The sequence below is a fragment of the Couchioplanes caeruleus genome (assembly GCF_003751945.1).
GTDB classification, from domain to species: Bacteria; Actinomycetota; Actinomycetes; order Mycobacteriales; family Micromonosporaceae; genus Actinoplanes; species Actinoplanes caeruleus.
Window position 1 is genome coordinate 631,391 of the sequence record NZ_RJKL01000001.1, and the last position, 17,315, is coordinate 648,705.

At 72.2% G+C, this 17,315-nt stretch carries 15 protein-coding genes; 10 read left to right on the forward strand and 5 right to left on the reverse strand.

From position 1 onward, the window contains the following. Positions 1–47: 47 nt before the first annotated feature. The 10 genes from EDD30_RS03070 (at position 48) to EDD30_RS03115 (ending at position 11,253) form a co-directional block, all read left to right on the forward strand. Complete coding sequence (locus tag EDD30_RS03070; protein WP_071808879.1) at positions 48–590, forward strand: hypothetical protein; 543 nt, start codon at positions 48–50, stop codon at positions 588–590. A 131-nt stretch (positions 591–721) separates the two neighbouring features. Beyond that, positions 722–2,965: an ATP-binding protein gene (locus EDD30_RS03075; RefSeq protein ID WP_071808880.1), complete on the forward strand. Its 2,244-nt coding sequence runs from the start codon at positions 722–724 to the stop codon at positions 2,963–2,965. Between the two features lie 46 nt (positions 2,966–3,011). Beyond that, entirely contained in the window at positions 3,012–3,935 is a 924-nt protein-coding gene (locus tag EDD30_RS03080; protein ID WP_084557448.1) for a sensor histidine kinase, read from the forward strand. 123 nt (positions 3,936–4,058) lie between these two features. Beyond that, a complete protein-coding gene (locus EDD30_RS03085; RefSeq protein WP_071808881.1) occupies positions 4,059–7,433 on the forward strand; it encodes a Neogenin in 3,375 nt (1,124 codons plus the stop codon). Between the two features lie 120 nt (positions 7,434–7,553). Beyond that, entirely contained in the window at positions 7,554–7,877 is a 324-nt protein-coding gene (locus EDD30_RS03090) for an STAS domain-containing protein (protein WP_071808882.1), read from the forward strand. Positions 7,878–7,888: 11 nt separating this feature from the next. After that, the gene (locus EDD30_RS03095) at positions 7,889–8,257 is read left to right on the forward strand and encodes an MmcQ/YjbR family DNA-binding protein (RefSeq protein ID WP_071808883.1); all 369 of its coding nucleotides are present in this window, start codon (positions 7,889–7,891) and stop codon (positions 8,255–8,257) included. Between the two features lie 67 nt (positions 8,258–8,324). Beyond that, positions 8,325–8,915 (forward strand): copper chaperone PCu(A)C, encoded by a 591-nt coding sequence (locus EDD30_RS03100; RefSeq protein ID WP_071808884.1) that lies wholly within the window; start codon positions 8,325–8,327, stop codon positions 8,913–8,915. A gap of 2 nt (positions 8,916–8,917) precedes the next feature. Then, a complete protein-coding gene (locus EDD30_RS03105; RefSeq protein WP_425321273.1) occupies positions 8,918–10,096 on the forward strand; it encodes a Dyp-type peroxidase in 1,179 nt (392 codons plus the stop codon). Further along, positions 10,009–10,686, forward strand: coding sequence for a copper resistance CopC family protein (locus EDD30_RS03110; protein WP_084556848.1), 678 nt, complete (start codon positions 10,009–10,011; stop codon positions 10,684–10,686). Before EDD30_RS03105 ends, EDD30_RS03110 begins: the two co-directional genes overlap by 88 nt. A 93-nt stretch (positions 10,687–10,779) precedes the next feature. Continuing rightward, a complete protein-coding gene (locus EDD30_RS03115) occupies positions 10,780–11,253 on the forward strand; it encodes a hypothetical protein (RefSeq protein WP_123678040.1) in 474 nt (157 codons plus the stop codon). A 51-nt stretch (positions 11,254–11,304) separates the two neighbouring features. On the opposite strand, the gene EDD30_RS03120 is transcribed toward EDD30_RS03115, so the two are convergent. The 5 genes from EDD30_RS03120 to EDD30_RS03140 all read right to left on the reverse strand — a co-directional run bounded on the left by EDD30_RS03120 (position 11,305) and on the right by EDD30_RS03140 (position 17,254). Continuing rightward, positions 11,305–13,287, reverse strand: coding sequence for an ATP-binding protein (locus EDD30_RS03120; protein WP_071805287.1), 1,983 nt, complete (start codon positions 13,285–13,287; stop codon positions 11,305–11,307). Positions 13,288–13,465: 178 nt separating this feature from the next. Beyond that, positions 13,466–13,945, reverse strand: a complete 480-nt coding sequence (locus EDD30_RS03125; protein WP_143162672.1) for a hypothetical protein — start codon at positions 13,943–13,945, stop codon at positions 13,466–13,468. 35 nt (positions 13,946–13,980) lie between these two features. After that, on the reverse strand, positions 13,981–14,367 hold the full coding sequence (locus EDD30_RS03130; protein WP_071805284.1) for a hypothetical protein: 387 nt from the start codon (positions 14,365–14,367) through the stop codon (positions 13,981–13,983). A 447-nt stretch (positions 14,368–14,814) separates the two neighbouring features. Next, positions 14,815–15,468, reverse strand: coding sequence for a peptidylprolyl isomerase (locus EDD30_RS03135; protein WP_394328243.1), 654 nt, complete (start codon positions 15,466–15,468; stop codon positions 14,815–14,817). Positions 15,469–15,664: 196 nt separating this feature from the next. After that, on the reverse strand, positions 15,665–17,254 hold the full coding sequence (locus EDD30_RS03140; RefSeq protein ID WP_170047256.1) for a methyl-accepting chemotaxis protein: 1,590 nt from the start codon (positions 17,252–17,254) through the stop codon (positions 15,665–15,667). Positions 17,255–17,315 lie beyond the last annotated feature (61 nt).

Sequence of the window (17,315 nt, forward strand, 5' to 3'; positions counted from 1 at the left end):
CTCGGGTCCGTTCCCCTACCGGCCTGGCGTGCCGCACGCTGGGGGACATGCGGAACCTTCCCACGTCTGTTCGCAGCGTCCTCGTCGTCGTCCTGGCGGTGCTCGGCCTCGGGACCGTCGTGCTCGCACCGGCCACCGCGGCCAGTGCCGCCGGCACCAGCGGCATGGACCAGCTCGTGCTGACGTGGATCGAGGACGGCCGGCAGCTCCAGGTGGAGGGCATCGCCTACCGGCCGAAGGCCGTGGTGGACGTGCGGCTCGGCGACAGCCCGCTGCAGCAGGCCCGCAGCGACGAGAACGGCCGGGTGCGGCTCACCGTGCCGGAGGAACTGATCGTCGCCGGGAAGCCCGGCGCGAGCATCATCGTGGCGGGCCGGTCGGTCTCCGGCGCCGCGCGGGTGCTGATCTCCGCGGTGCCGCCGCGCGCGGCGGTGCGCGGCCCGGCAGACGTCCTGCCCTGGTCGGTCGCCGGCCTCGCGCTCGCCGGCCTCGCGCTCGCCGGCCTGCACCGCCGCCGGTCGCAGCGCCGCCCGGCCGCCCGCACGTCCGCCCCGGCCGGATACCGCTCGCGGCACGCCGCCATCGCCTGAGCCTGCCCGGGCCCCGCCCCGCAACGCTGAAACCCGACTGCTCCCGAACGCAGACCTCGTAGCCCCCAGGCATGTCCAGCCTGGGTGAACGGACTCGACTCCCCGGGTCCCGCTCTGCGAAAGGTCAGCGCATGGGATTTGCGGCGCGCACGCTGGTCGAGGCTGTTCCCGGCCCGGCCGCGATCGTGGATTCCGACGGCCGTGTCCTGGTCGCCAACGGGCGCTGGTCGCGGCCGGACGGCGGCGGCGCGTACCCCCTGGAGGGTGCGACGCTGACCCCGGAGACCGGCTGCCCGGCCCACCACCAGTTGCCGGCGGTCGTGCAGCGGATGACGCCCCAGGCGGCGCCGGCCGTGCTCCCGTGCCGATGCGACAAGGTGGAGAACACCGTCCGCGTCACGCACCTGGAGAGCGACTGCGGCGCGCACCGGCGGCTGATCACCGTAGAGCGCATCGCCGCCCCGCTGGGCGGTGACGCGGACGCGGACATCGACGCGGTGGCGCAGGCCAAGTCGCAGTTCCTCGCCCTGCTGGGCCACGAGATCCGTACGCCGGTCACCGCCGTGGTCGCCACGGTGGACCTGCTGCGCGCCCAGCCGTTGCAGCAGGGCGTGCGCGAAGTGGTCGACAGCGTGCACCGCTCGGTGCACTCTCTCAAGGCGCTGACCGACGACCTGCTGGACCTGGCCCGGCTGGAGACCGGCAGCCTGCGGGTGGAGCGGCAGCCGGTCGCGCTGCGGCCGGTGCTGGAGGGCATCGTGGAGCCGCTACAGCAGCAGGCCCGCCGCAAGGGCATCCTGCTGCTGGCCGCCCCCGCGCCGGACCTGCCGGCGGCGGTGCTCGGCGACATCCAGCGGCTGCGCCAGGTGCTGACCTGTGTGGTCGGGAACGCGGTGAAGTTCACCGAGACCGGCGAGGTCATCGTGACCGCGGAGCGCGACGGCGACGACGCGTACCTGATCACCGTCTCCGACACCGGTCCCGGCATCGGTGAGCGGGACAAGCAGCGGATCTTCGCCCCGTTCGTCCAGGCCGACTCCTCGGCGGCGCGCCGCCACGAGGGCGCCGGCCTGGGCCTCGCGCTGGCCGCCCGCCTCGTGCAGTGCATGGGCGGCACGATCGACGTGCAGTCCGAGCCGGGCGAGGGCTCGCACTTCCTGATCCGGCTGCCGCTCAAGGCCGCTACCGACCAGCCGGCCATGCACCTGCCGCTGCCGCTGACCCGGCGCCGGGTCGCGGTCGTCGCGCCGTCACCGCGCTCGCTGCTCGCCCTGTCCTGGCTGCTGACCAGCGCAGGCGCGGAGCCGGTGTCGACCCGCTTCGAGGACCTGACCAAGCGGATCCCCGATGTGGACACGCTGCTGTGGTGCGACGACTCGCACGACCCCGAGGCCGTGCGCCGCGCCGACGCCGTCATCGAGGCGCTCGGGCCCAAGGGCCGGGCGCTGATGATCAGCACCACCGACCCGCGGACCGGCATCGTGCGCAAGCCCGGTGTGCTGACCGCGCCGCTGGTGCTCGGCCGCCTGGTCGCGGCGCTCAACCTGGAGCGCACGGGCGTGCGCGGCGCGCCGGTCACGGTGCCGCCGCTGGCCGGCGGCCGGGTGCTGCTGGCCGAGGACAACGACGTCAACCGCACAGTGTTCCGCCGCATGATCGAGCTGCTGGGCGTCGAGTGCGACGCGGTGGCCGACGGCGGCGCCGCGGTCGAGGCGCTCCTCGGCGAGACGTCCTACGACGTGGTGCTCATGGACCTGCAGATGCCCCGCGTCGACGGGCTCGAGGCGACCCGGCGGGTCCGCGCCGAGGGCAACACCACGCCGATCCTGGCGCTGACCGCGACCGCCCTGCACGGCGACAAGGAACGCTGCCTGGAGGCCGGGATGGACGGTCACCTGAGCAAGCCGATCACGCTGCCCGAGCTGCGCGCGGCGCTGGAGCCGTACCTGTCCGCCACGCCGGAGGAGCCGGAGAAGCCCGCCGAGCCCGCCGTCGAGGTGGACGCGGCGGACCTGAGCAAGCTGCGCGACCTGGAGGAACAGCTCGAGGACCGGGCGCTGGTGGTGACCACCGTCAACACGTTCCTGTCGCAGCTCGACGGGCGCCGCTCGGCGCTGGCCGAGGCGCTGCGCAAGAAGGACCACGACGCGCTGCGGGCGACCGCGCACACGCTCAAGTCGTCCAGCGCGCTGCTCGGCGCCGATCCGCTCGCCGAGGCCTGCGCCGAGGTCGAGCGCCGGGCCATCGCCGGCACCAGCGAGAAGGACCTGACCGCGCTGGTCGCCGAGGTGGAGAGCGCGGTCGCCGGCGCGGTCCGAGTGATGTCCGGCTACCTCGCCGCCGACGAGAGGGCCGACAGTGCCGGACAACGCTGAGCTGCCGAACCTCTCCCCGATCGACGCGACCCAGGATGGTGCACCCATGCGACTCGTGTCCACCCGAGCCCGGCGCTGGTCGCTGCGCCGGCGCCGGATCGGCCGGTCCGACCGGTGGTACGTCGTCAGCGCGACCCCGTGCCGGCGCGAGGTCTACGCCGAGCTGGAACGCGAACGCCGCCGCAACGCGGAGCTGGAGCGCCGCGTCCGCGAGCTGAGCCGTTCGGTGCAGGATCTCGAGGCCTTCTCCCGGGAGATCAGCCACGACCTCAAGGCGCCGCTGGCCGGCATCTGCGGGTACGCCCAGCTACTCACCCACCTCGACGTCGGCTATCCCCGCCCGGTGGACTACGACGACTTCGTCGCGGAGATCAACCGGGGCACCGACCGGATGCGCCGGCTGATCGACGACGTGCTGGCGTACTCGACCGCGCGCGGCGCGCGCCTGCACCTGACGACGATCGACCTGAACGCCCTGATCGACGACGTGGTCGCGGACCGGGCCGTGGAGCTGCCCCGCCCCGGCGCGGCGCCGCGGCCGGAACCGCAGATCACCTGGGAGCGGCTGCCCGCGGTCCGCGGCGACCACGGGATGCTGCGCCGGGTGCTGGAGAACCTGCTGGGCAACGCGCTCAAGTACGTGCGGCCCGGCGAGCCCGCGCAGGTGCACATCTCGGCGCGTACCGGCCCGGACGGGTTCGTCTACATCGAGGTGACCGACCAGGGCGTCGGCATCCCGGACGGGCAGCACGAGGCGATCTTCGGGGAGCTGCATCGGGCCCACCCGGACGCGTACCCGGGCACGGGTCTCGGCCTGACCATCTGCCGCCGCATCGTGCAGCGGCTCGGCGGCGCCATCGGCGCCGACCCGCAGTTCCGCGGCGGCGCGCGGATCTGGTTCACCCTGCCCGCGGCCGGCACCGAGGCCGGCGTCGAGCAGGTGCCGGTGGCGGCCGACGCCGTCCGCTGATCCCCCGGCCTCTCGTCCGCGGTTCCCGCCGCGAACTTGAGGTTCCCCAGAGGTGCCCTTGAGATCGGCTTGAGGTTGGCCGCCGATCTGACACCCGCAGAGCTCGACCCGAGAAGAGGCCAGATGGACGTCAGACGACTGCTCACCGCGGTGAGCGCGGGACTGGTGGGAGCGGCGGTGACCGTCGTCGGTGTGCCGACCGCCGCCAGTGCCGCCCTGCCGGCGCCGAGCGGGTTCAAGGTGGAACGTTCACCGAGCGATGTACGCAAGATCAACGTCTCGTGGAAGCTCGTCCCGGGCGCCCACCAGTACCTCGTCGACAGCGTCGCGGGCAACGTACAGACCGTGGCCAGCGTGCCGGGCGCGACTGTGAGCTACACGGTGGACGCTCCCGACGTGTGCAGCCCGTACAAGGTCCGGGTGGGCACGGTCGACGCCGCCGACATGGTGACGAACACGTCGTACTGGACCCTGAAGAGCCTGGCACCGGGCTACGTGGCCGGCCTGGCGACCGGGCGGGAGGAGGACGGCACCGTCCTCACCGCGTCCTGGCGCACCCCGTCGTCCCCGGGCTACACCCCGATCACCGGCTACCGCGTGGTGCTGACCCGCATCGCCGACGGAGTGGTGCTGCACGACCAGACCAGCATGGATCTGTCGTTCCGCTACCCCGAAGCCGACCCGGCGCGGTCGTACAACCTGACGGTGACCCCGCAGAACGAGTTCGGCGCCTGCGCGACGGCCAAGTCGATGATCGACCGGTACCGCCCGGCCGACCCGACCGACCTCGTCGTCCAGCGCCTGGCCGACGCGCCCGGCACCGTCAAGGTGGTCTGGAAGGCTCCGGCGTCCGGCCCCGCGCCCACCTACTACCAGGTGGGTTACGGCGAGACCAAGGTCGCGAAGATCCTGCGGGTCGACGTGCCCGCCACCTCCGCCACGCTGCCGCTGGACACCGCCAAGACCTGGGTGGTGGAGGTCAAGGCGTACAACGCCAACGGCGGCAGTGGTGCCGTCACCGGCTCCGTGCCGGTCTTCGAGCCGCTGGCCACGGCGCCGGTCCCGGCGCCCACCGCGTCCAGCGAGCCGGCGCCGGTCGCCACGGAGAGCACCGCCGCACCGGAGGCCACCGGCGCCACAGCGCCGCCGAGCGCCCCGGTGACCACCTCGGACGTCGAGTCCACGACGACCACGACGACGGTGGACTCCGGCTCGGACCGGGTCCCGCCGACGATCAGCACGACGCTGTCCACGGCGCCGAAGAACGGCTACTTCAACACGCCGGTGACGGTCCGCTTCGCCTGTGCCGACGCGGCGGGGGCGATCGCGAGCTGCCCGGCCGACGTGACCGCGAGCGCCGACGGCGTCGCCCAGCGCGTCTCCGGCACCGCCGTGGACGCCGCGGGCAACTCGGCCACGATCACGCTGACACTGCGCATCGACAAGACCCCGCCGGTGGTCACCTCCACCGTCAAGGGCACCAAGAACGCCGCGGGGTGGTACAACGCTCCGCCGTCGGTCCTCTACACCTGCACCGACACCCTCTCGGGCATCAACACCATGAACATCTGCCCGACGGACACCACGATCACCGTCGACGGTGCCGAGCAGAAGGTCACCGGCACGGCGATCGACAAGGCCGGCAACACCAGCTCGGACACGGTGACCATCGGCCTCGACCAGGTCGCCCCGGCGATCACCGCCTCCGTCGTGGGTGACGTGAACGCCGACGGCTGGTACACCACCGCCCCGACGATCCACTACACCTGCTCCGACGCGCTCTCCGGCGTCGCCGACTGCCCCGCGGACCGCAAGGTCACCGAGGACGGCGTCGGCCAGGAGATCACCGGCAAGGTCGTCGACAAGGCCGGCAACGTCGCCACCGCCACGGTGAAGCTCAACGTCGACGTCACCGCCCCGACGATCACCGCCACGGTGGCCGGCGAGGTCAACGAGGCGGGCTGGTACACCACCATGCCGACCGTGCACTTCACCTGCACCGACGCCAGCGCCGGTGTCACCGAGTGCCCCGCCGACGTCACGTTGCGCGAGGACGGCATCGACCAGAAGGTCACCGGCACCGCGACCGACAAGGCCGGCAACACCGCCACCGCGGTCGTCTCGCTCAACGTGGACCGCGTCGCCCCCGCCATCACCGCCACGGTGCTCGGCGAGCGCAACGCCAACGGCTGGTTCCGCACCGCCCCGACCATCCACTTCACCTGCTCGGACGCGGGCGCCGGCATCGCCGCCTGCCCCGAGGACCAGGTGATGAGCACGGACGGCGGCGAGCAGACCGTGATCGGCACCGCGGTGGACCGCGCGGGCAACAGCGCCACCGCCAGGGTCACGGTCAACGTCGACCTGACCGCCCCGGAGATCACCGCCGAGGTCCTCGGCGAGGCCAACGCCGACGGCTGGTACCGCACGGCCCCGGTCGTCCACTTCACCTGCGCCGACAAGGCCTCCGGCATCGCCGTCTGCCCCGAGGACATCGCGGTGGACGCCGACGGCCTGGGCAAGATCGTGATGGGTACGGCGACCGACCAGGCCGGCAACACCACGACCACCTCGGTCACGGTGAGCGTCGACCGCAGCGCCCCCGCCATCACGGCTTCCCTGGTCGAGGCGCCGAGCGCGGACGGCTGGTTCAACAGCGCCCCGACCGTGCACTTCACCTGCACCGACGAGGGCTCCGGCCTGAGCGAGTGCCCGGCCGACGTGACGGTGACCACCAACGGCGCCGGCCAGAAGGTCAGCGGCACGGCGACCGACAAGGCCGGCAACGCCACCAGCGCCGAGCTGACCGTCAACGTCGACCTCGTCTCCCCCGAGGTGGCCGCCACGGTGGACGGCGTCAAGAACGACGCCGGCTGGTACCGCACCGCGCCGACCGTGCGCTACACCTGCGCCGACACGGGCTCGGCGGTGGCGTCCTGCCCCGCTCCCGCGACGGTCACCACCGAGGGCGCCGCGATCAGCGTGCCCGGTACGGCCTCCGACAAGGCGGGCAACACCACCACCAACACGCTGAGCCTCAACGTCGACAAGACCGCCCCGGTGGTCTCGGTGCTCGGCGTGGCCAACGGCAAGGTGTACGGCGCCGACGCCGTCCCGGTGGTGTCGTGCCGCACGACCGACGAGGGCTCCGGAGTCGCCACCCAGGCAGAGATCACCAAGACCGGCTCCGACATCGGTATGCGCACGGTGGTCTGTGCGGGCGGCGTCGACAAGGCCGGCAACGAGGCCCCGGCGGTCACCGTCAGGTACATGGTCGAGCCGACCGTCGCCTGGCTCATGGCCCTCACCCGCCAGTACCTCGGCGACAACGCCACCCCCGCGAACCTGCGGAACGTGGACGCGGCCCTGACCAAGCGTCACTTCATGCTCTACATGGCCAAGGTCGTCGTCATGTCGGCCGGTAGGAAGGCCGTGCTGAGCTCCTCGGAGGCCTCGACGCTGATCTACTGGGCGTTCGTACTGGACATGCGGAGCTGACCACCGCACTGCGGGGACGGGCCGGGGCTCTGATGAGCTCCGGCCCCTCCTTGTCTGCCCCGTCCCGTGTGGTTGACTGCTCTCAACCCTGCGCACCGGCGGGGACGAGGAACGGGTGCGGTGAACGTCACGATCGAGACACGCGGGGAAGCGACCACCGTGTGCCTGACCGTCACCGGTGAGATCGACATGGCCACCGTGGACGGGCTCGCCCGTGCGCTGCGCGAGGCGATCTCCCACGCCGGGGTCACCGAGGTCGTCGCCGACCTCAGCGCCGTCACGTTCTGCGACTCCTCGGGCGTCGCGGCGCTGGACCGGGCGTACGCGGAGGGCATGCGCCGCGGGACCGTCTTCCGCATCACCCACCCGCAGCCCCCGGTACGCCGGGTGCTCGAGCTCACCGGCATGCTGGAGACCCTGACCAGGCCCGCACCGTCCGCCTGAAGGGGGCTCCGATGGCCGACGCCGACGACGTGCGCCGCCTCGCGCTGGCGCTGCCGCACACGGTCGAGATCGACAGTGACGGCTTCGACTTCCGGGTGGGGAACAAAGGGTTCGTGTGGTCGTATCCCGAGCGCCGGCCGGGCAAGCCGCGGGTCCTGCGTACCGACATCGCGGTGCTGTTCGTCGGCGACGAGGCCGAGAAGCAGGCACTGCTGCTCGGCGAGCCCGACTTGTTCTTCACCACGCCGGGCTACGACGGCCTGCCGCTGGTGATGCTGCGCCTGCCGCGGGTCGGTGTGGAGCGGCTGCAGGAGTTGGTGACTGACGCGTGGCGGATGCGCGCCCCGCAGGAACTGGCCGCGGACCTCGACGGGGCCTGAAAAGAGCCGGGAACCACGGCGCGGTCCTCAGCGACCAATGACCGTGTCACCAACCCCGAGGAAGACGATGCTGACGACGCTCACCCGCCGTGCCCGTACCGGTGCCGGCATGGCCCTCTCCGCGCTCCTGACCACCACCGCCCTCGCCGGCCTCGCCGGCCTCGCCGGCTGTGGCGGCAAGGACGCCGCCACGACCGCCGCACCCGTCGCGGCCGCCCCGGCGAGCTCCGCCACGGCCGTGACCGGGCTGGTCGTGCGCGACCCGTGGGTCAAGGCCGCCGACAAGGGCATGACCGCGGCGTTCGGCATCCTGGTCAACGACAGCGACGCCGACATCACCGTACGGGGCGCCACCTCGCCCGCCTCGCCGGTCGAGCTGCACACCATGGCGATGAAGGACGGCAAGATGGTCATGCAGCCCAAGCAGGGCGGCTTCGTCATCAAGGCCCGCAGCAGCCACCAGCTCGTCCCGGGCGGCGACCACCTGATGCTGATGAAGCCGTCAGCGGCGATCAAGCCCGGCGACGAGGTGTCGTTGACGCTCGATCTCTCCACCGGCAAGCCGCTGACGTTCACCGCGATCGCCAAGCCGTTCGCCGGCGCGGGCGAGAGCTACGACCCCGGCACGATGATGCCCTCGGCGGGCGCCCACCCGTGACCATCAGCCGACGCAACCTGCTGACCGGCGGCTCCGTCGCCGGTCTCAGCGCGGCGGCGGGCGCCGCCGTCGGCGCCGCCGCGACCGGGAGATCGCCCGAGGTCGTGGCGGCGCCGACGGCGGCCGGCTTCGGTACGGACACCGTCGCCTTCCACGGCCCCCGCCAGGCCGGCGTGACCACCGAGCCGCCCGCGCACGCCGCCTTCGTCGCCTTCACCCTCGCCGCCGGCACCGACCGGCGGGCACTGGGCCGGATGATGCGGCTGCTGTCCGACGACGCGGCCCGGCTCACCCGCGGCGAGCCCGCGCTGGGCGACACCGACGCGACGCTGGCGGCGCTGCCCGCACGGCTCACCGTCACGTTCGGCTTCGGACCCGGCCTCTACCGCGCGGCCGGCCTCGAGGACCGGCGCCCGCCCTCGGTGGCCGACCTGCCCGTCTTCCGCATCGACCGGCTGGAGCGGCGCTGGAGCGGCGGCGACCTGCTGGTGCAGATCTGCGCCGACGACCCGATGACCGTCACCCACACCCAGCGGATGCTCATCAAGGACGCCCGGCCGTTCGCCACCGTCCGCTGGGTGCAGCGCGGCTTCCGCAACACGCCCGGGGTGCAGCCGGCCGCCTTCACCCAGCGCAACGTGCTGGGCCAGTTGGACGGTACGGCCAACCCCCGCGGCGCCGAGATGGACACCGCAGTGTGGACGCCGGAGGGCGGCACCACCCTCGTCGTACGCCGCATCCGCGCCGAGATCGAGACGTGGGACCTTCTCAGCACCGTCGACAAGGAGGCCGCGGTGGGCCGGCGGCTGACCACCGGGGCACCGCTGACCGGGCAGCAGGAGCACGACGAGCCGGACTTCGCCGCCCTGGACCCGGCCGGGCTGCCGGTCATGCCCGACTTCGCGCACGTCACCCGGGCCCGGGTCACCGATCCCCGGCTGAAGATCCTGCGCCGGCCGTACAACTACGATGATCCGCCGAACGCGGCGGGGCATCCCGACAGCGGCCTGATCTTCGCTTCGTACCAGGCCGACATCACCCGCCAGTTCCTGCCCATCCAGCGTCGCCTAGCCGAGAAGGACCTGTTGAACCAATGGATCACTCCGATCGGATCCGCAGTCTTCGCTGTACCGCCCGGCTGCGCCGCGGACGGCTGGATCGGCGACCGGCTGCTCGGCTGACCGCCCTGCTGCTGGCCGTCACCACCGCCGCGCTGACCGTGCTGCTGCCCGGCGGTCCGGCGTGGGCGCACAACGCGCTGGCCGAGGCCGTACCCGCCAAGAACGCGGTGCTGAAGAAGGCGCCGGAGACGGTCAAGCTGCGGTTCCTGCAGAAGCTCAACCCCGACTTCACCACCGTCAACCTCTCGGACGCCGGCAAGAAGCGGCTACCGGCGTCCGAGCCGAAGGTCGACGGCGCCACGGCGACCGTCACGCTGCCGGAGCCGCTGGTCAACGGCAAGTACACGGTCGCGTACCGGGTGGTCTCCCTCGACGGCCACACGGTGCAGGGTTCGTACGACTTCACCGTCATGGATCCTTCCGCCTCCTCCCCGTCGTCGCCCGCCACCCTGCCGTCGGCGGCCTCCGCCAGCGCGGTGGCCACCTCCAGCGCCGCGCCCGTCCCGAGCGCTCCGGCCACCGGCTCTCCGCTCGAGAAGGCGGCGGCGGAGTCGACGATGTCGGGTGGAGCGGTGGCCGGAATCGTCGCCGCCGTCCTGGTCGTGGCCGGCGCCGTCGTGTTCCTGGTGATGCGCCGACGCGCCGGCTGAGGCGATTGCCAGCTCCTCCTGGGGATCGCCACAGGCTCCTGACAGGTCAGCCGCTCACGGTAGGTGTCGACCCAATGTGACTCGGAGGTTGACGTGAAGCGATCCATCAAACTGACGTCCGTCGCGGCCGGCGTGGCCGTGGCCGGCACCGCCGGCATCCTCGGCATCACCCTCGCCGGGCCCGCGCTGGCGGAGACCGGCCCGTCGGCCTCCCCGTCGGCCTCGGCCTCGGCGCCGCCCGGCGGTGCCACCGACCGTGAGGCCGAGCGGGCGCAGCGCCAGGACGAGCTCGCCGCGGCGCTCGCCACCGAGCTGGGCATCGACAAGGCCAAGGTCGCCGCCGCGCTGGAGAAGGTGCAGACGGCCCGGCAGGCGGAGGCGAAGGCCGAGCGCACGGCCGAGCTCAAGACCCGCCTCGACGCCGCCGTCTCCGAGGGCAAGCTCACCGCCGACGAGGCCGCCGCGATCCTCAAGGCGGCCGAGAGCGGCGTCCTGCCGGGTGGCGGCCGGGGCGGCCCTGGCGGTCCGGGTGGTTTCGGCGGCGGCCACGGCCCCGGCGGCCGCTGATCCCGGCCTCACGGCCGGCGGCCCGCCGGGCCGCCGGCCGACGGGCGCGGTTCATCCGGGCGTGCTCGGCAGCCGCACGGTGACCGCCGTGCCGCTCGGGTACTCGGGGCTGAGGGTGATGGTGCCCTGGTGGTGTTCGACCACCGCCCGGCACAGGGCGAGGCCGAGCCCGTTGCCCGGGATGCCGCTGTGCCGCACGTTGTCGCCGCGGTAGAGCCGGCGGAACAGCGTCGGGCGGTCCTCGCTGGGCAGGCCGATGCCCGTGTCGGTGACCCTCAGGACGACCGCCTCGTCGTCCCCGGTGAGCTGCACGGTGACGACGGAGTCGTCGTGGCTGAACTTGACGGCATTGTCGAGCAGGTTGTCCACGACCTGGCGCAGCCGGCGCAGGTCCCCGATGACGACCGACTCCGGTGCGAGGTTCGTATCGATGGTGATCCGGCGCTCGGCCGCCGGCTTGCGCGCCGCGTCGGCGGCGTCGCCGACCAGCTCCGTCAGGTCGACCCGGCCGCTCAGCAGGGAGAGGTGACCGCCGTCGAGGGCGGCCAGGTCCAGCAACTGATCGACGAGCTCCCGCAGCAGGCGGCTGTTGCGGTCGACGACCTCGGCCAGGCCGCGCAGGTCCGGCCCGAGCTCCGGCGCCTCGGCGATCAGCTCGATGTAGGCGCCGATCGACGTCAGCGGCGTCCGCAGCTCGTGGCCGACCAGCGCGATGTACTCGTCCGTGGCCGCGGCCAGATGATGCTCCAGGTCATCGGCCCGGTGCTGTTGCAGGTGCGCGCCCACGCTGCCGGCGATGCCGGTCAGCAGCACCGCCAGGGCGGGTTCCGGCTCCTGCGGGTCGTAGGAGAAGAAGGAGAGGACCCCGGTGACGTGCTCGCCGCTGCGGACGGGCACCGCTCCCGCGGCCCGGAACCGGGTACCCGCGACGACCTCCGGCAGGATCGGCGCGCCCTCGGCGTGGATGTCCGGCACCCACACCAGCTCGCCGCGCTGCCAACACAGTCCGGCCAGGCCCTGACCGCGGGCGATGCTGGCGGGTGCGGGCAACGGCCGTTCGCCGGGGCCGGTGTACGTGGCCTCGATCCGCAGCCGCCCGGTCACGGGGTCGACCAGCCAGAGCCGTACGTATCGCCAGCCCAGGGTGCCGCCGACCGTACGCACGACCTCCTGGTGGGCCTCCGCGGCGCTCCGGCTCTCCGCAAGGGCCTTGAGCACCTCTGTCGTACACATCTGGTAGAGGCGTGACTTGTACTCCACGGTGATGTCGTGGATCGCGGCGACCGCACCCACCACCGCACCGCCGGCGTCGCGCACCGGCCGGGCGTTGATGGTCAGCCAACGGGGGCGGCCCTGGCGGTCGTTGGCCAGCAGGCCGGCATGCTCGACCACCTCGCCGCCGAGCGCCCGGCTCATCGGCAGATCGTCCGCGGCCAGCGGGGAACCATCGTGGTGGCGCAACGAGAAGTGCTGAGCCCACTCCTTCAGCGGAATACCGGCGCTGTCCCCACCGAAGAAGCCGCGTACGACGGAGTTCATCATGATCATCCGGCCCGAGCTGTCGCAGGCGACCATTCCCGTGTCGGCGCTCTGCAGCAACGCCTCCACGAACACCGCATCCATCGCGCGATCCTGCAACAGCGGGGGTCGGTCGCCGTCCGGCCCGGCCGAGGCGTCGACCAGATGACGGGTCAGCGCCGTCGACAACTCCTGCAGCGTGAAGGGCTTGCGGATGACCTCCCGCGCACCGCTGTCCCGCAACCGCCGGTCGTCGATCATCGACAGCGCGGTCACCAGGACGACCGGCACGCCCGCGAAGACGGGATCCCCCTGCAACGCGCGGCACAACTGCAGACCGTCCATCTCGGGCATGTCCACGTCCGCGACCACGAGATCGGGACGCCGGTGTGCGGCCGCCACCAGCGCGGCCCGGCCGTCGTCGGCGACGGTGACGTCGTGGCCGAGCCGGCGGACCACCCCGGCGATCAGCCGCTGATGATCCTGGTCGTCCTCAGCAACCAGTACCGTCGCCATCCTCCCACTTTAAGTGGGAGGAAACGCACAGGAGAGCCATAACGGCCACTTCGCCGCGACGGTACGCCGGCAGCGGCCGCCACCCGGCCCGCCGGCGTGTGCCTGTCGCCGTGGGACGAAAAACCCGGTTCCCGCCACCGGAAATCGGCAGCGGGAACCGGGCTGTCCCCCAGCAAGGTCAGAGGTCGGGCGGCGGCGTGTAGACGTCGCAGTGACGGCCGCTCTCGGCCTGGGCCACGGTCGGACCGACGCAGAGTCGCAGCGGCGGCTTCGCGCCGCCGAACAGGTAGGACGACCGGGCCTGGAAAGCGGTCTGCCCCGGGCCGCACACGTAGGCCAGCGTGGGCCAGACGATCTCGTCCGCGGGCCCGTTGGCGGCGAGCTGGACGACGCCACATCCCGAGCGGGCGTGGTTCGCGAGCGTGCCACCCACCACCACGGGCGGCACCGGCCGCTCCGGAATGCTCATCGCGAGGTCGTAGAAGCCGGTGGCGGCGGCCCGTCCGACGCTCAACCGGAACTCGGTGTCATGGGCGACGGCCGTGCCGCCGGCGGCCGCGGGTGTGCCATCGGCAGCCGCGGCGGGCGTCACGCCTGCGGTCCAGGCGATTCCTGCGGCCACGCAGACAGCGAGAGCGCGGATGGCGACAGTCGGCACCGTCTTCTCCTGAAAATGGTTCGAACCCGGAATGGTCACCGCACGAGAAGGGTGTAGTTGGGCGCCACGCCGGTGCGGCAGCGGAACGACATCCACACCTGACGGGCGACCCCGTCGGCCCCCACCTGCTGGCACTCGGCCAACGGGTCGGAAACCTCGCTGTAGATGGCGGTGTAGACCTGCCTCTCGCTCGCATAGCGCTCGGTCCGCGGGACAAAGGTGATGATCAGATCGTCGCCGGCGAAGCCGGAGCGGACCCGCGCGGCATTCCACACGCCCGCCGCCAGGCCACCAGCGGCGATGACATCGGCACGACCGAACTTGTACGTGCCCAGCAGAGCGGTGGTCTCGCACGGCGCGGCCTGGGCGGCGCTGGGTGCAAGCAGGGCGGCGGCGGTCGCGACCAGAACGGCGCTTCGCATTTCTCGACATCCTTACGAAAATGACCACGGGGTTCTCCCGCAGCGCGATTATATGGACCGCGGGAGGGTTTCTCCCGGGCGAGGGAAATGACGTTACGGGGCGATTGCTGCACCCGATGCAAGGAAGCTCGCACCAAGTGGAGAAGAAGCTGTTAAACCATTAACGATTGTTCAGCCATCTGGTGGCGAGGCCAACGAATTCGACGGTTCGGCGATGCGACGGCCGCATTTGGCACCCGACGGCACGGCAGCCAGACGAGGCCTGACGAAGCAAGACGCCACGAGGGAGACGACGGAGATACCGCGGCTCTTCGGTTCCCGGTCGGATCACAATGCATGATGCGGCAGTCGACATGGGGCCGGTTGACGGTTTCCGTGGCTCGACACGGGCTCCGGGCATGCGCGAGGGGTCCTCCGCGACGTTCGCGGAGGACCCCTCGGGCGCGGTCAGCGGCGGATGTGGGTCGTCTTGATCGTCGTGGTCAGGGCCGGGGCACCGTCCACCGGCGCGGGATCCTCAGGGGTCGGAGCCACTCCCCCGGCCGCCACCTCGTCGAGCGTCTCCAGCCCGGACTGTGCCACCGTGCCGAAGATCGAGTAGTTCGGCCGCAGCGCGGAGTCCGCGTAGACCAGGAAGAACTGGCTGCCGTTGGTGTCCGGGCCGGCGTTGGCCATGGCCAGGACGCCGCGGGCGTAGACGCGGCGCTCGCCGGTCGGATCGGTCGGCGCGGGCGGCAGGTCGGTCGGCAGCTCGTCGGCGTAGCGGTAGCCGGGACCACCCGAACCCGTCCCGCTCGGGTCGCCACACTGCAGCACCTTGAGCGTCGGGTACGCGGTCAGCCGGTGACAGATGGTCTGGTGGTAGAACCGGTGCCGGACGAGATGCAGGAAGCTCTGCACCGTGCACGGCGCCTCGACGCGGTCGAGCACCAGCGGGATCGGCCCCAGGTTGGTCCGCAGCATCACCTCGACCGTGCCGCGACTCGGCGTGCGCCGGGGATCGGGCGGCAACGGCACCGGCCGGGCGGCGGGTTCCCCGGGCGTCGGCGTGTACGCACAGGGCCCGTCGGTCGGATCCGTCGGATCCGCACTTGCGGCCATGACCGGCGCAGTACCGGATGCGCCGCTTGCGGCGGCTGGTGCTGCGCCGGCCAGGCCGGAGCCGAGTACGACCATCGTCGCGAGCACTCGGCCCAGCGAAACACTGCGACGCGGACTTTCCTGGACCACTTTGTCCTCCATGGCTCGGCTGACCGTCACACCACGGTTTAATCGAGCTTCATGGATAGGTCAAGCGTCAGTACCGGAACCGCCCCACCAGGTCGCGCAGTCCGCCGGACATGGCGGCCAGCTCCGACGCGGCGGCACGGGCCTGGTCGACGCCGGCGTCCGTGATCTGCGCGGCGTCCGCCACCCCGCGGACGGCCGCCGCGATCTCGGTGGCGCCGCTGACCGTCTCGGTCACGCCGCGGCTCATCTCGCGGCTGGTGGCGCTCTGCTCCTCCACCGCCGCCGAGATCGTCTGCTGGTACGAGTCGATCTCGGTCACCACCTCGCGGATCCGGCTGATCGCCTGGACCGCCGCCCCGCTCGTACCCTGGATGGCCTGCACGCGGGCGATGATGTCCTGGGTCGCGCGGGCGGTCTCCTGGGCGAGGTCCTTGACCTCGCCGGCTACGACCGCGAAGCCCTTGCCGAGCTCGCCCGCCCGGGCCGCCTCGATGGTGGCGTTGAGGGCGAGCAGATTGGTCTGCTCGGCGATCGCGGTGATCACCTTCACCACGTCGCCGATCTCGGCGGAGGAGACGCCGAGCTCCGCGACGGTGGCCGAGCTGGCCTCCACCGCCTTGACCGCCTCGACCCCGAACTCGGCCGCGGCCGACGCGCTGCGGGCGATCTCGGCGATCGCCGCGTCCATCTCCACCGCACCGCTGGCGACGCCGCTGACGTGGTCGGAGACCTGAGCCACCGCGCCGGAGGCCCGGGCGGCCTCCGCGGCCGTGTCCGCCGCACCGGTGGCGAGACGGGCACTGGTGGCGGAGAGCTGCTCCGACGCCTCGGCCATCGTGACCGCGTTCTCGGCCATGGTGCGCACGGTGCCGCGCAAATCCGCGATCATGGCGTCCACCGCCTGCCCGAGCTGGCCGGTCTCGTCCCGGCTCGTGAGCCCGGTCGTGACGGTCAGGTCCCCGGCGCCGACCTTGCCCAGCACGCGGATGCTGCGCCGCAGCGGCCGCACCACCGAGCGGGTCACCAGGCGGCTGAGGACCAGCGCCAGGGCCACGGCCAGCGCACCCGCGATGATCACGGCGATGATCACCATGCGGCCGATCCGGTCGACCTCGGCGGTCAGCGCCTTCACGCGCACGGCGACCGAGCCGATCAGCTTGCCGGTCGAATCCTCGAGGTCGCTCCACGCCGTGTCGAGCGGCTCGTTGAGGACCTGGTCCGCCTTTTTCAGCGACGCCGGGGTGTCCTCGGTGAGGAAGGCGGTCATCTCGTCGTCGTGCTTGAAGTACGTGTCCCAGAGCCCCTTCTGCCGGTCGAACTCGGCCCGTTCGGCGGCGGTCATGGAGTCCCGGTCGACCTTCGGCAGCAGCTCGTAGACGCCATTCTTGGACTCCAGCAGTCCGGCGCGGTTGTAGTTGTCCGGTTTGACCGCCTGGGCGCCACCGTTGAGTACAGCGTCGGAGAATATGTAGCCCTGCCACCCGCTGATGTCCGCGTTGAAGTAGCGCAGCTCGTGGACCTGTTCGGCCAGCCCCCGCAGCCTCGTCAGGTCCTTCTGGAGCTGGCGCTGACGGTGGGCACCCCAGGCTCCGGCTCCGGCCACGGCGACGAGCAGGGCACAGACGATGAGGAAGGCGCCACCGAGACGGGCGCCCACAGACATATCGAATAGTCGCCTTCGCACACTTCCCCCTTCGGCGCGCCGATATTGCGGCTGA

Bases quoted from the DNA above. Each gene is read 5' to 3' on its own strand.
- EDD30_RS03070 (WP_071808879.1), top strand. From the start codon at position 48: ATGCGGAACCTTCCCACGTCTGTTCGCAGCGTCCTCGTCGTCGTCCTG.
- EDD30_RS03075 (WP_071808880.1), top strand. From the start codon at position 722: ATGGGATTTGCGGCGCGCACGCTGGTCGAGGCTGTTCCCGGCCCGGCC.
- EDD30_RS03080 (WP_084557448.1), top strand. From the start codon at position 3,012: ATGCGACTCGTGTCCACCCGAGCCCGGCGCTGGTCGCTGCGCCGGCGC.
- EDD30_RS03085 (WP_071808881.1), top strand. From the start codon at position 4,059: ATGGACGTCAGACGACTGCTCACCGCGGTGAGCGCGGGACTGGTGGGA.
- EDD30_RS03095 (WP_071808883.1), top strand. From the start codon at position 7,889: ATGGCCGACGCCGACGACGTGCGCCGCCTCGCGCTGGCGCTGCCGCAC.
- EDD30_RS03100 (WP_071808884.1), top strand. From the start codon at position 8,325: ATGCTGACGACGCTCACCCGCCGTGCCCGTACCGGTGCCGGCATGGCC.
- EDD30_RS03110 (WP_084556848.1), top strand. From the start codon at position 10,009: ATGGATCACTCCGATCGGATCCGCAGTCTTCGCTGTACCGCCCGGCTG.
- EDD30_RS03120 (WP_071805287.1), bottom strand. From the start codon at position 13,287: ATGGCGACGGTACTGGTTGCTGAGGACGACCAGGATCATCAGCGGCTG.
- EDD30_RS03130 (WP_071805284.1), bottom strand. From the start codon at position 14,367: ATGCGAAGCGCCGTTCTGGTCGCGACCGCCGCCGCCCTGCTTGCACCC.
- EDD30_RS03135 (WP_394328243.1), bottom strand. From the start codon at position 15,468: ATGGCCGCAAGTGCGGATCCGACGGATCCGACCGACGGGCCCTGTGCG.